General features: G+C 55.0%; 13 protein-coding genes. 1 reads left to right on the top strand and 12 read right to left on the bottom strand.

All coding sequences use genetic code 11. The features are described from left to right. Positions 1–139 precede the first annotated feature (139 nt). Positions 140–1,084, bottom strand: a complete 945-nt coding sequence (locus tag DBR37_RS11030; protein ID WP_124574517.1) for a M23 family metallopeptidase — start codon at positions 1,082–1,084, stop codon at positions 140–142. 48 nt (positions 1,085–1,132) lie between these two features. Between DBR37_RS11030 and DBR37_RS11025 the strand changes: the two genes are divergently transcribed. Next, entirely contained in the window at positions 1,133–1,633 is a 501-nt protein-coding gene (locus DBR37_RS11025; RefSeq protein WP_124574516.1) for a DciA family protein, read from the top strand. Between the two features lie 70 nt (positions 1,634–1,703). Here DBR37_RS11025 and lpxC read toward each other — a convergent pair whose 3' ends face one another. The 11 genes from lpxC to mraY form a co-directional block, all read right to left on the bottom strand. Continuing rightward, on the bottom strand, positions 1,704–2,639 hold the full coding sequence (gene lpxC / locus DBR37_RS11020; protein ID WP_124574515.1) for a UDP-3-O-acyl-N-acetylglucosamine deacetylase: 936 nt from the start codon (positions 2,637–2,639) through the stop codon (positions 1,704–1,706). Positions 2,640–2,805: 166 nt separating this feature from the next. Further along, positions 2,806–3,309 carry a peroxiredoxin gene (locus tag DBR37_RS11015; protein WP_124574514.1) on the bottom strand — a complete coding sequence of 168 codons (504 nt, stop codon included), beginning with the start codon at positions 3,307–3,309 and terminating at the stop codon, positions 2,806–2,808. Between the two features lie 164 nt (positions 3,310–3,473). Further along, entirely contained in the window at positions 3,474–4,658 is a 1,185-nt protein-coding gene (ftsZ, locus tag DBR37_RS11010) for a cell division protein FtsZ (protein WP_124574513.1), read from the bottom strand. A 135-nt stretch (positions 4,659–4,793) separates the two neighbouring features. Continuing rightward, positions 4,794–6,026 carry a cell division protein FtsA gene (ftsA, locus tag DBR37_RS11005; protein WP_124574512.1) on the bottom strand — a complete coding sequence of 411 codons (1,233 nt, stop codon included), beginning with the start codon at positions 6,024–6,026 and terminating at the stop codon, positions 4,794–4,796. 10 nt (positions 6,027–6,036) lie between these two features. Then, a complete protein-coding gene (locus DBR37_RS11000) occupies positions 6,037–6,804 on the bottom strand; it encodes a cell division protein FtsQ/DivIB (RefSeq protein WP_124574511.1) in 768 nt (255 codons plus the stop codon). A gap of 27 nt (positions 6,805–6,831) precedes the next feature. Continuing rightward, positions 6,832–7,809: a D-alanine--D-alanine ligase gene (locus DBR37_RS10995; RefSeq protein ID WP_370454248.1), complete on the bottom strand. Its 978-nt coding sequence runs from the start codon at positions 7,807–7,809 to the stop codon at positions 6,832–6,834. 8 nt (positions 7,810–7,817) lie between these two features. Beyond that, the gene (murC, locus tag DBR37_RS10990) at positions 7,818–9,218 is read right to left on the bottom strand and encodes a UDP-N-acetylmuramate--L-alanine ligase (RefSeq protein ID WP_124574510.1); all 1,401 of its coding nucleotides are present in this window, start codon (positions 9,216–9,218) and stop codon (positions 7,818–7,820) included. Next, a complete protein-coding gene (gene murG, locus DBR37_RS10985) occupies positions 9,215–10,291 on the bottom strand; it encodes an undecaprenyldiphospho-muramoylpentapeptide beta-N-acetylglucosaminyltransferase (RefSeq protein WP_124574509.1) in 1,077 nt (358 codons plus the stop codon). The genes murC and murG overlap by 4 nt, the downstream gene beginning before the upstream one ends. Beyond that, positions 10,288–11,496 (bottom strand): putative lipid II flippase FtsW, encoded by a 1,209-nt coding sequence (ftsW, locus tag DBR37_RS10980; protein WP_124574508.1) that lies wholly within the window; start codon positions 11,494–11,496, stop codon positions 10,288–10,290. Before ftsW ends, murG begins: the two co-directional genes overlap by 4 nt. After that, positions 11,493–12,989 carry a UDP-N-acetylmuramoyl-L-alanine--D-glutamate ligase gene (gene murD / locus DBR37_RS10975; protein ID WP_124574507.1) on the bottom strand — a complete coding sequence of 499 codons (1,497 nt, stop codon included), beginning with the start codon at positions 12,987–12,989 and terminating at the stop codon, positions 11,493–11,495. The genes ftsW and murD overlap by 4 nt, the downstream gene beginning before the upstream one ends. 10 nt (positions 12,990–12,999) lie before the next feature. Continuing rightward, positions 13,000–14,169 carry a phospho-N-acetylmuramoyl-pentapeptide-transferase gene (mraY, locus tag DBR37_RS10970; RefSeq protein WP_124574506.1) on the bottom strand — a complete coding sequence of 390 codons (1,170 nt, stop codon included), beginning with the start codon at positions 14,167–14,169 and terminating at the stop codon, positions 13,000–13,002.

The following is a 14,169-nucleotide window of genomic DNA, read 5'->3' as shown; positions in this document are numbered from 1 at the left end:
AGCATATTGGGCTTATCAGTCCGGAAACAATAGCTTTTGCAATCGCTTTTGCACTAAGCAGCGTCTGATCTGACCCGTCACAGTGACTTTTGTTCGCCCGCCACTTGAATACCCTTAGTTCTCGCTCGGGTATAAAACCTTATTTCGCAGCCAGTCGCGCCTGATTTGCACCTGCCAACAGGAATTTATGCGGATCCTGCGCCACCCCCTTGACCCGCACTTCGAAGTGCAGATGCGGCCCGGTCGAACGCCCGGTGGTACCGATATCGGCTATATGCTGGCCGCGCCGCACGATGTCACCGACCTGCATCAACAGGCGGGAGGTGTGCGCATAACGGGTAATCATGTCATTGCCATGGTCGATTTCCATCATATTGCCGTATTGCGGATGGAATTCAGCCACGGTCACCACGCCGCCTGCGGCCGCCACAATAGGCGTACCGATAGGCGCAGCAAAATCGATCCCTTCATGCATCGCACTGCGCCCCGAAAACGGATCCAGGCGACGACCAAAGGTCGAGGCGTTATAGCTGACGTTAACCGGCTGGATCGTCGGTAGCAGCTTGGATTTGATCTTGTCGCCCATCAGCGTCGACTCAACCACATTCATATAGTCGGCACGGCGTTCGACGTCATGCGCCATGGCATCGAGCAACGCCTTGAATTCGGACATGGTGAGATCGCGGCTGCTGGTGCCGTCCATCGGCTCTATGCCGCCACGACCAGGCATTTCACGGAAATTGAATTCGGTCGGTTTTACCCCGGCCAGACCTTGCACCCGCTCACCCAAGGCATCGAGACGCATCAGTTGCGCCTGCATTTCACCGAGGCGACGCGCCATCAGCGCCAGGTTTTCTTTAAGGAATTTGTCTTTATTGGCTTCTTCGCCGCCGGCGCCACCGCTTACCAGTTCGCGCACTGGCGACGGCATGCTGGCAGCATTGCTGAATACGAGGTAGGACAGGAAGGAAGCGCCGAGTATGACTGCGACTACGAAGCTGGCAAAGAGCGCCAGCAAATGTCGCCGCGTCAGCGTGACTGACTTGGCATGGGTAAAACGAGGGTGCAACAAAATTATCTGCATCGCGACTCCCTAGGCTCGCCGCTTCTGGACGAGGTGTGATAAGGTTTCATGACGATGCGACCATCCTCATTTATCCCATTCAAACAAAGCACCACTACGCAAAAACCTGCGAAGGGCGCTGCGGAATTCTTGCGCTCGCACGACAAGCTTGCGGCACTGTTACCGGCAGTTGCACGCATGGCGTCGCTGCAGAACGATTGCGCTGCTGCGTTACCGGCCATGTTTGCACACTGTGCGGTGCTGCAGTTTGAGGCGAACCAGCTGGTTTTGTCTACGCCAAATGCAGCATTGGCAGCACGACTGAAACAACAATTACCAAAATTACAAGATGAATTACAGCAGCGGGGTTGGCAGGTTAACGCAATCCGCCTCAAAGTGCAAGTTGCCAAAACCCTTATAAAATCAACAGCTTCCAAGCAATTGGTACTGCCCAAACAAGCGCTTTCCGCGTTCGCAGAACTGGGCGAGGCGCTGGAAGACAGTCCGCGTAACAAGGCATTGAAGGCTGCACTCGGAACGATGATGCAACGTCATCGCAGTGCCAAATGAAATCCGGGATGTGATTTGACTCGGATTATTTGATGCAGCAGAGCATCAAATAATCCAGGGGAAGAACTGCTTAAGTCAGCGCCCATTCAAGGCTGGCCTGACGGGCATAATCGGTAGGTGCGGTTTCTACTTTTTCAAACGTAACGATTTCATACGCATCGGGCTGTTCCAGCAACGCCCGCACCAGCAGATTATTCAGCATATGACCGGATTTATGCGCGTTGTAGCTGGCGATCAGCGGATGGCCAACCAGATATAAATCACCGATCGCATCCAGGATCTTGTGCCGCACAAACTCATTGTCGTAGCGTAAACCATCGGTATTGAGGATGCGGTATTCATCCATCACGATTGCATTTTCCAATGAGCCGCCACGGATCAGCCCCATGCCGCGCAAGGTTTCCATATCCTGCATAAAACCGAAAGTACGGGCGCGTGCCACGTCTTTTACATAGGACTCGAAGCTGAAATCAATTTCTGCAGTCTGGCCGGTGCCGTCTACCGCAGGATGATTGAACTGGATAAAGAACTTGAGCTTGAAGCCTTCATATGGCTCCAGTCGCGCCCAGATTTCACGATCACCGCTACCCTGGCGCACTTCCACCGTTTTCTTGATGCGGATGAATTTCTTCGGCGCGTCCTGTTCCTGCAAACCAGCTTGCTGCAGCAGGAAGACAAAGGAAGAGGCCGAGCCGTCCATGATCGGCACTTCCTCTGCCGTCAGGTCGACATACAGATTGTCTATTCCAAGACCAGCGCAAGCCGACATCAGGTGCTCAACGGTGGAAACCTTGGCCTCGCCTTTTTGCAGCGTGGAAGCCATACGCGTATCGCCGACGATAGTCGCCTGCGCAGGCAATTCGACCACCGGATCGAGATCGATGCGACGGAATATGATACCGGCATCAACCGGTGCAGGATGCATGGTCAGTTCGACCTTGGTGCCGGAATGCAGACCGACGCCAACGGACTTGACTACTTGTTTGATGGTGCGTTGTTTTAACATGCTGCGATTATAGCAACCTAAGCCGGAAATCACCCGCCACTGTTACGCCTGCTGACATCTAAAACAACAGCCGGGCAGCACTGCGGGACTCGCTTGCTGTTGGCGCAGGCATAAAAAAACGGCGCACCAGGCGCCGTTTTTTATATTTTCCTGTGGAAACAGGAACTTAGATTTGTGCCAGCAGTTTTTCTGCTGTCGATACTTCCAGGTGACCGCTGTCTTCAACGTTCAATTGTTTGACGACGCCGTCTTCAACCAGCATCGAGTAACGTTGCGAACGTACACCCAGGCCGCCTTTGGTCAGATCGAATTCCAGACCCAGTGCCTTGGTGAAAGTACCGCTGCCGTCAGCGATGAAACGTACTTTGCCAGCTGCTTTTTGTTCGCGGCCCCATGCGCCCATAACGAACGGATCGTTAACCGAGATGCACCAGATTTCATCAACGCCTTTGGCTTTGAACTGGTCAGCTGCCTGGATGTAGCCAGGAGCATGTGTTTCGGAGCAGGTTGGCGTAAATGCGCCAGGAACTGCAAAAATTGCGATTTTTTTGCCTTTGGTTGCTTCGTGCACCATGACTTTGCTTGGGCCAACGGAGCAAGCTTCGGTTGCTACATCGACGTATTCTGCGAGCCGCGCTTCTGGCAGCTGATCACCAACTTTGATTGTCATTGCGAATTCCTTTGATTAGTTTTACCGGCATAGCCGACTAGAAAACGCCGCGCACTTGGCGCGGCGTAGAAACCGAAGTATGCCTTGTTCCGTTCAATTTTGCAGGTAGTTTGACAAGAAATCGCTATCCTACCGTCCAACTACCCGCAAAATGCCATACGGAATCAGTCAGCCTGCTTGCGCAGGAAGGCAGGAATATCGTAGGTTTCCATGCCGTTTTTCTCCAGCGCACGTACCGTATCGGACGCCGATTCACGACGCCATACTGCCGGCGCCTTCAAACCGTCGAACGAAGCGGCAGGTTGCGCTGCGCCTTGCAGCATGCCGGTGTTGGCCATCATAGGTTCGTTATGGGTGCCGGTACGCAACATCGGAGTCTGTACCAGTTGTACGCCTTTACGCGCACGACCCAGGCCGGTTGCCACCACAGTCACGCGGATATCGTCGCCCATTTCATCGTCGTACGCGATACCTTGCGCGATCGATGCGTCTGGTGCTGCGAATGCGCGCACGGTAGCCATTACTTCCTTGATTTCCTTACCTTTGAGGCCACGGCTGGCGGTCACGTTGACCAGTACGCCGCGCGCGCCGGACAAGTCGATGCCGTCGAGCAATGGCGAGGCAACTGCCTGCTCAGCTGCGATACGTGCACGATCAATACCTTGTGCAGTTGCCGTACCCATCATCGCCTTGCCTTGTTCGCCCATGATCGTTTTCACGTCATTGAAGTCGACGTTGATATGACCTGGTACGTTGATGATTTCTGCAATACCGGCAACAGCATTGTTCAATACGTCATCAGCGTGTTGCAGCCATTCGATCATGCTGTCGTCTTCGTAGATCTCTTCCAGTTTTTCGTTCAGGATGATGATCAGCGAATCAACGTGCTGGCCCAATGCTTCCAGACCTTCGTCGGCGATGTCCATGCACTTGCGGCCTTCGTACGAGAATGGCTTGGAAACTACCGCCACTGTCAACGCGCCTTGCTCTTTCGCGATTTGCGCGATGATAGGTGCTGCACCGGTACCGGTGCCGCCGCCCATACCTGCTGCGATAAAGACCATGTGCGCGCCGCGCAATGCGTCTTCGATGCGTGGACGGGTTTCTTCCGCCAGCTGACGACCTACCGCAGGCTTCATGCCAGCGCCCAGACCGGTTTCACCGATCTGGATGATGTTGTGCGCCTTCGATAATTGCAATGCTTGCGCATCGGTGTTGGCGACGATGAATTCAACGCCGTTCACGCCTTTATTGATCATGTGTTGTACAGCGTTGCCACCAGCACCACCAACGCCAACCACCTTGATCACGGTTCCTTGTGCCACATTTTCGAGCATGTCGATTTCCATGATATTTCCTTAAAGATTATGCAGTTTCCAGTTGATAGTTCTCACGCGGTGTGACAACTAGCAACTGCTAACTGCGGGTTATTACAAAATGAGTTAAGACAAAATTAAATACTTACTACGAAACCAAATACGAACTTAAAAATTACCTAAAAACCATTCCTTCATGCGACGGAAAACTGCGACCGTCGAGCCATCCTGACGCGTGACGATGTGTCCACGCAGATACTGCTTTTTCGCTTCCAACAACAAACCCAATACGGTTGCATACCGCGGACTACGGACTACATCTGCCAACTGGCCGTTGTATTCGGGCGTACCCAAACGCGCAGGCTTTAAGAAAATATCTTCTGCCAGTTCCGCCATACCCGGCATCATTGCCGTGCCGCCGGTCAGGACGATGCCGGACGACAGCACTTCTTCGTAACCGGACTCACGCACCACCTGATGCACCAGCGAAAACAGTTCTTCGATACGCGGCTCGATGACTGCAGCCAAGGCCTGACGTGACAAGGCACGGGTACCGCGATCACCAAGACCCGGCACTTCCAGCGTTTCGCCCGGATCAGCCAGCACTTGCTTGGCCATGCCGTAACGTAATTTGATCTCTTCCGCTTCTGCGGTCGGCGTACGCACCGCCATCGCGATGTCGTTAGTGATCTGGTCACCGGCAATCGGAATCACTGCGGTATGACGAATCGCACCTTCGGTGAAAATCGCAACGTCAGTCGTGCCGCCGCCGATATCGATCAGCACCACACCCAGTTCTTTTTCATCCGCCGTCAACACTGCTTCGGCTGAAGCCATAGGCTGCAAAATCAGATCGGATACTTCGAGACCGCAACGACGGATACATTTGACGATGTTCTGTACTGCAGACACTGCGCCCGTCACGATGTGCACCTTCACCTCGAGTCGGATACCGCTCATGCCGATAGGTTCACGCACATCTTCCTGATTATCGACAATGAATTCCTGCGGCACGGTGTGCAGCAATTGCTGATCGGTAGGAATGTTGACGGCTTTCGCGGTTTCGATCACGCGCGCCACATCGGTCGCCGTGACTTCCTTGTCCTTGATCGCCACCATGCCGCTGGAATTAAAGCTGCGGATGTGGTTACCGGCGATACCGGTATACACATTGCGGATCTTGCAGTCCGCCATCAGCTCTGCTTCTTCCAGTGCGCGCTGTATCGATTCGACGGTCGCTTCGATATTGACGACGACCCCCTTCTTCAGCCCCTTGGATTCGTGCTGGCCCAGACCAATCACTTCGTGTCGGCCGTTGGGCATTACTTCCGCCACTACAGCCACCACTTTCGAGGTGCCGATGTCGAGACCGACGATCAGGTTTTTTGCGTCTTTAGTCATGTTTTTCCGCTTACTTTTTTTTACTGTCCGATCCGACCTTCAAGCCCTGCGCCTTCAGAGCCAGTCCGTTCGGATAACGCATATCAATATTTTCGATTCTGTCCTGCAAGCGTGCGAGCAATTGCGGATATATCCCCACCAATCGATCCACGCGTTCCTTCAAAGTCGTACTGCTTTTCTCCCTGCCCAACTCCACTGTCACGCCATTACTCAACTTCACGGTCCACGCATAGCGGCCCGACAATGAAAGCGCTTCGGTGCTTAAGTTCAGCGGAGCGAACCATTCATTCAAATCATTCAGGCGCGCCACCACTTCTTTTTCACTTCCGACCGGGCCGTTAAAGGCCAGCAGGTTTGCATCTTCTTCCGCCTCGGCCAGGTTGGCGGTGAACACATCGCCCTTGGTCGAAAGCAAACGTCCATCCTCACCCCAGGTACCGAGCGGCGTGTGCTCTTCCAGCGTGACTGTCAACTGGTTCGGCCAGTCGCGACGCACCGTTGCCTTGCGCACCCAAGGCACTGATTCAAATGTCTGACGTACCGTATCCAGGTTAGCCGTAAAAAAGTTTCCTTTGATACGCGCCAGCACCGCACTGCGCACCGTCAACGGATTGATATGTCGCAACTGCGCCTGCTCCGCACCTTCTATGCGTATCACCTTCAAGGTGAAATAAGGCCGTTGCGCTATCCACCACAGGCAGCAAGAAACCAGCGCGAGCGCAACCAGGCCGAACAAGGCATTGGCGGTTGCGTTCAGGGTTCTGATGTCTTGCCACATAGCGTTATCTATCGTCCCGTTTTCTGATTACTTGTGTTGCACTGGTTTCAGGCCCAGCCTGGCCATGCGCAGGATTTCCACGCACAAATCTTCATAAGCAGTACCCGCCACCTTGGCCGACATCGGCACCAGCGAGTGACCGGTCATGCCCGGCGAAGTATTAATCTCCAGCAGAAAGGGTTCGTTATCCGATTCACGCACCAGGAAATCAACCCGCGCCCAGCCGGTGCAACCCACCGCATTGAACGCGCTGACCGCCAACGCCTGCACACGCTTGGTAAATGCTGCGTCAAACGGTGCCGGGCACAGGTACTCAGTGTCATCACTAAAATACTTGTGCTCATAATCGTAGTTACCTTGCGGCGCCCTGATTTCCACTATTGGCAACGCACGTGCATTGCGACCACTACCCAGTACCGGCACGGTCAGCTCACGTCCTTTGACGAATTGCTCAACCAGCACCACGTCGTCGTACTTGGCGCACAAATCAAAACCAGCTTGCATCCCTTCCGCGGTTTCGACCTTGGCGATACCTATGGTCGAACCTTCATGCGGTGCCTTCAGCATCAGCGGCATACCGAATTCGGCTGCAATCGCCTGCAATTGCTCTGGCGTCGTCGCTTCCACTTCCAGCGCCGTGAACTTCGGCGTAGGCACACCCTGGCTCAGACACACGCGTTTGGTGATGACTTTATCCATCGCAATCGCCGACGCCATCACACCTGGTCCGGTGTAAGGGATGCCCAGTTGTTCCAGCGCACCTTGCAGGCTGCCGTCTTCGCCAAAGCGGCCATGCAAGGCGATAAAGACACGATCAAATTTTTCAGCTGCCAGTTCCGCCAGGCTGCGTTCAGCCGGATCAAACGGATGCGCGTCTATGCCTTTGGACAGCAAAGCCGCCAGCACGCCTTTGCCCGACATCAGCGAAACTTCACGCTCGGCAGAGCGACCGCCGAACAGTACGCCGACTTTGCCAAATTCCTTTTTCATTTGCTCTGTAGTCATGGTCATCTTCACTCAGGCTTTGCCAATTTGGCTGGCACGCCACTAATCGATCCTGCACCCATCGTGATCACCACATCACCATCCTTGATGATGTTCATGATGGTCGCCGGCATATCGGCAATTTTTTCCACGAACACCGGGTCTACCTTGCCGGCCACCCGCAGCGCATGCGCCAGCGTGCGGCCGTCGGCGGCAACGATAGGCTGCTCACCTGCGGCATACACTTCAGCCAGTACCAGCATGTCGGTGGTCGACAAAACCTTGACGAAGTCCTCGAACAAATCACGGGTACGCGTATAACGATGCGGCTGGAATGCCAGTACCAGGCGACGGCCCGGATAAGCACCACGTGCCGCGGCTATCGTTGCTGCAGTTTCCACCGGGTGATGCCCGTAATCGTCCACCAGAGCAAACGAGCCAGCAGACTTGCCGTTGACAGCCGGTATGCTTATTTCTCCATAGCGTGTGAAGCGACGACCCACACCATTGAATTCGGTCAGTGCTTTTTGTGTTGCCTGATCAGCGACACCCAGTTCGCGTGCAATCGCAATCGCGGCACAGGCGTTCTGTACGTTATGCATGCCAGGCTGATTCAGGCTGACTTTCATCGGTGCATAACCTTGCTGCAGCACGGTGAAATGCATGTGGCCAGCTATCGCTTGCGCATCAATGGCGCGTACCTGCGCGTCTTCGTGGAAGCCATAAGTTGTGATCAGCTTGGAGATGCGCGGCATGATTTCGCGTATCGTCGCATCGTCCAGGCACAGCACTGCGACGCCATAGAACGGCAGACGTTGCGTGAATTCGATGAAAGCCTGTTTCAGTTTTTCAAAGTCGTGGCCATAGGTTTCCATATGATCGGCATCGATGTTCGTGATGACTTCGATCACTGGCGACAGATTCAGGAAGGACGCATCCGACTCATCTGCTTCGGCCACGATGAATTCACCGGTACCGAGCTTGGCATTGGCACCCGCGCTATTCAACAAACCACCGATCACAAAGGTAGGGTCCAGGCCGCCTTCGGCCAGCACACTGGCAACCAGGCTTGTGGTGGTGGTCTTGCCGTGGGTACCGGCGATCGCGATACCGCGGCGCAGACGCATCAGTTCGGCCAGCATCACAGCGCGCGGCACGATAGGGATGTGTTTCTCGCGTGCGGCGATGACTTCCGGATTGTCTTCCTTGACCGCGGTCGAAGTGACGATGGCATCCGCTTTTTCTACATTCTCAGCCGCATGGCCCAGCATCACTTTGGCACCCAGTTCGCTCAGGCGACGGGTCGCGGCATTACTGCCGAGGTCGGAGCCTGACACCGTGTAGCCGAGATTCAACAGCACTTCAGCGATACCACTCATGCCGCTGCCGCCGATACCGACGAAATGAATATTTTTGACTTTGTGCTTCATGTGATCTTCACTAACTTTTCAAGTACATCGGCGATAGCGGCATTCGCATCGCGGCGACCCTGGGCATACGCTGCCTCGGCCATTTGCTTGCATTTCTCGCGCGTCATGTTTTGCAGCAGTTCTGCCAAACCCTGCGCGCTTAATTCGGTTTGCGGCAGATGGATAGCCGCATTTTGTTTTTCCATCCACTGCGCGTTATCGCGTTGATGCGTCGTGGTCGATACCAGCAACGGCACCAGCACACTGGCCACACCTGCAGCAGTCAATTCCGATACCGTGATCGCACCAGCGCGGCAAATCACCAGATCTGCTTCTGCATAACGACGTGGCATGTCATCGATAAAATCGAGGACTTCTGCTTCCACGCCTGCTTGCGTATAGTTGGCGCGCAAAGCATCGATATTCTTCTTGCCCGACTGATGCGTGACCACTGGTCGCTGCTCCGCTGGCAACATCGCCAACGCCAAAGGCATCGCATCATTCAGTGCTTTTGCACCCAGGCTGCCACCGACTACCAGCACCTTCAAAGGGCCACTGTGCTGTGCATAGCGCTCTGATGGTGCCGGGAGCGAAATGATTTCCTGACGCACCGGATTACCGGTCACCAAAGCCTTGCTCGCAGCCGGGCCAAAATCTGCCGGGAAACCGAACAACACGCGTTCCGCCACCGGGGTCAAAGTCTTGTTCGACAACTGCAACGCAGCATCCGCATTAATCAGTACCACCGGTACACCGCGCAGCTTCGCCATGAAGCCGCCAGGCACCGTCACATAACCACCCATGCCGAGCACGATGCCGGGATTGCGCCGCTTCAGGATGGAGAAGCAAGTCGCAAAACTCGCCACCAGCTTGAACGCTCCGGTAATCGTGTGACGCAAACCCTTACCGCGCAGGCCGCTGAACTCGATGGTGTCCATCTCGACGCCCGCTTTAGGCACCAGATCACGTTCCATCCCGTGCGAAGTTCCGAGCCAGCTCACTTGCCAGCCGCGCGCCTTCATCGTTTCCGCTATCGCGAGTCCCGGGAAAATATGTCCGCCGGTACCAGCCGCCATGATCACGAGTCGTTTCATATACGACCTCCGCGCATCAGGACGCGATTTTCGTAATCGATGCGCAACAGAATCGCCAGGCCTATACAGTTAATCAGCACACCCGAACCGCCATAGCTCATCAATGGCAGCGTCAAACCCTTGGTCGGCAGCAAGCCGAGGTTCACGCCCATATTGATGAAAGCCTGCACGCCTATCCAGATACCGATGCCCTTCGCCGTCAAACCGGCAAAGGTCAAATCAATCGCAATCGCCTGACGGCCAATTTCAAATGCACGCTTAATCAGCCAGTAGAACAGCGCCACCACGACCAGCACGCCGACGAAGCCCAGTTCTTCACCGATCACCGCCAGCAGGAAGTCGGTATGCGCTTCCGGCAGGTAATGCAGTTTTTCCACGCTACCGCCGAGGCCGACACCAAACAATTCACCACGACCAAAGGCAATCAGTGAATGCGACAACTGATACGCCTTGCCCAATGCATTCTCTTCATCCCACGGATTCAGATAAGCAAATATTCGTTCGCGTCGCCACGGTGACAAGATGATCACCATGCTGAAAATGCCAACCAGCGTCGCGCCTATGCCACCGAACCAGATACCGTTGATACCGCCGAGGAACAAGATACCCATCGCGATACAAACGATCACACCGAAAGCGCCCAGATCCGGCTCCAGCAGCAAGAGCAAACCAACAAAACCGATCGCCAGCGTCATCGGCATAAAGCCTTTGGTCAGCTTGTGCATGTACTGTTGCTTGCGCACGGTGTAATCCGCTGCGTACAAAACAACAAACAATTTCATCAGCTCCGATGGTTGCAGGTTGAAGACTTTGAACGACAACCAGCGACGCGCACCATTCACACCTTTACCTACGCCCGGCACCAATACCAGCACCAGCAAAATCAGCGTCGCCACGAAGAGGTAAGGCGCCAGCTTTTGCCAGGTTTCGATGCGCACGCGGAATGCCAGCAAACCAGCCACCAGCGACACACTGATAAACATCGCCTGGCGGGTCAGGAAGTGCGCATTGTCGTAACGCGCATACTTCGGCGAATCCGGCAACGAAATCGAGGCCGAGTACACCATCACCATGCCAAACAGCATCAGCAACACGACCACCCAAACCAAAGGCTGGTCGTAAGCCATCATCTTCGAACGCTGGTCGAGACTGGTCACGGCTTTTTTAGCCGCAGCGCCGGAGAATGATGGGAAGGCGAATTTCATGCAGAGACCTCGCCGCGCGACAAACCGATTTCACGTACTTCATCGACAAAAACCTGCGCCCGGTGCGCATAGTTTTTAAACATATCCAGGCTGGCACACGCCGGCGACAGCAATACTGCATCGCCTGCCTGCGCCAGTTCTGCCGCTTTTTTGGTTGCTTCCTGCAAAGTCGCGCAGTTGATCAACTCAACGCTGGTCGCCTGCAAGGCCGCGCGTATGTTGTCGGCGTCCTTGCCGATCAGCAGCACAGCACGCGCATACTTGGCGACCGGATCCGCCAGTGGCGAAAAGTCCTGCCCCTTGCCATCGCCACCAGCAATCAGCACCAGGTGATTGGAAGCGCCGTCCTGGCTCGCACCCAAACCATTCAATGCCGCCACCGTCGCGCCGACGTTGGTACCTTTGCTGTCGTCGAAATAATCGACGCCACCTATCGTCATCACATGTTCAACGCGATGCGGCTCGCCGTGGTACTCGCGCAAGCCGTGCAACAACTGCGCAAATGGCAGGCCGATAGAGCGGCACAGTGCCAGCGCCGACAAGGCATTGATCGCGTTATGCTGACCACGAATTTTGAGTGCATCTACCGGCATCAGCTTATTGGTCGATACGGCCAGCTCGACATTGTCTTTCTTGCGGCGTTTCTTTTGCGGCTCTTCTTCCTCTACCGCAACCGACAACCAGCGCATGCCATTTTCATCGACCAGGCCCAGGCAATCTGCCTGCTCCGCTTCATCCGCACCAAAGGTGATGACTTTCGCCAGCGGACTAGCCATTTGCATGACCAGCGCGTCGTCGCGATTCAGCACACGTACCGTATTGCTACCGAAGATACGTGCCTTGTCATCCGCGTAAGCAGCCATGTCGCCATGCCAGTCGAGGTGATCCTGCGTCAGGTTCAGCACGGTTGCGACATCAGCTTGCAGGCTGTAAGTCGTATGCAACTGGAAGCTGGACAACTCGAGCACCCAGACCTGCGGCAATTGATCGTCGGCCAGCACCTGATGCAATTTATCCAGTGCGGCCGGGCTGATATTGCCCGCTACCTGCACTGTCAAACCAGCACGCTGGCATAGCAAACCGACCAGGCTGGTGACCGTGGTTTTGCCATTGGTGCCGGTGATGGCGATCACTTTCGGCGCGTACTCTTTTTCTTCTTTCAGTGCAGCCAGAGCCTGCGCGAACAATTCGATTTCGCCCCAGACCGGGATTTCTTTTTCTGCGGCAGCCGGAATAATCGCGGCCAGTTCGCGCGCTGGCATCAAGCCAGGGCTGACAGCAACAAAGTCAATTCCATCCAGCAAGGCAGCGTCAAATGCGCCCGGGACAAACTCCGCTTGCGGTGCGATCTCGCGCAACTGCGGCAAGCGCTCCGGTTGCTCACGTGTATCGGCAACACGCAAAGACGCGCCGCAACGGACCAGCCATTGCGCCATCGCCAGCCCGGATTCACCGAGCCCTAAAACCAGAACGTGTTTACCTGCGTAGTTCATAAAATCTTGATTAACGTAATTTCAAAGTGGACAAACCAAACAACACCAGCATCATCGTGATGATCCAGAAGCGCACCACGACTTGTGTTTCTTTCCAGCCTTTTTGTTCAAAGTGATGGTGCAAAGGCGCCATCAGCAACACCCGCTTGCCGATACCGGTGCGCATCTTGGTGTATTTAAAGTAGGCAACCTGCAACATGACGGACAGTGTTTCCACCACGAAGATGCCGCCCATGATGAAGAGCACGACTTCCTGACGTACGATGACGGCGATGGTGCCGAGTGCGCCGCCCAGTGCCAGTGCTCCGACGTCGCCCATGAAGACCTGTGCCGGATGCGCGTTAAACCAGAGGAAGGCCAGGCCTGCACCTGCCATCGCACCGCAGAAAATGATCAATTCGCCGGCACCCGGAATATGCGGGATAAACAGGTATTTCGAATAGTTGGCACTACCGGTCAGGTAAGCAAACAGACCCAGCGCAGTACCCACCATCACGGTCGGCATGATCGCCAGGCCGTCCAGGCCGTCGGTCAGGTTGACTGCATTGCTGGTACCGACGATGACGAAGTAAGTCAACGCGATGAAGCCCCAGACGCCCAGCGGATAGCTGATGGTTTTAAAGAAAGGAACGATCAGATCGGCTTTAGGCGGCAAGTCCATGCTGAAGCCGGACTGTACCCAGGCTACAAACAAATCGAGGAATTGCGAATTGCTTGGTGCGGAGACCGAGAACGCCAGGTAGATAGCAGCAAACAAACCGATGATGGATTGCCACATGTACTTCTCACGCGAGGCCATGCCCTTCGGATCTTTGTAGACTACCTTGCGGTAATCATCGACCCAGCCGACAGCACCAAAACCCAGCGTCACGATCAGCACCACCCAGATAAAGCGATTACTGAGATCAGTCCACAGCAGAGTCGAAATGCCGATGGAAACCAAAATCAACACGCCGCCCATGGTCGGCGTGCCGCTTTTCACCAGATGTGTTTGTGGACCGTCGGTGCGCACTGCTTGTCCAACCTTCAGGCGGGTCAGCATGCGTATCACGGCCGGCCCGGTCACCAGGCCGATTACGAGCGCAGTCAGAGTCGCGAACACGGCGCGGAAAGTAATGAAATTAAAGACCCGCAGTGGCCCTAGTTCGTCTTGAAAATATTGTGCCAGCCAGAGCAGCAT

Origin of the sequence: Herminiimonas sp. KBW02, assembly GCF_003852535.1 — a bacterium.
GTDB lineage: Bacteria > Pseudomonadota > Gammaproteobacteria > Burkholderiales > Burkholderiaceae_D > Oxalicibacterium.
The sequence above is the reverse complement of the archived record's forward strand: the minus strand, read 5'-3'. Positions and strand labels throughout refer to the sequence as shown.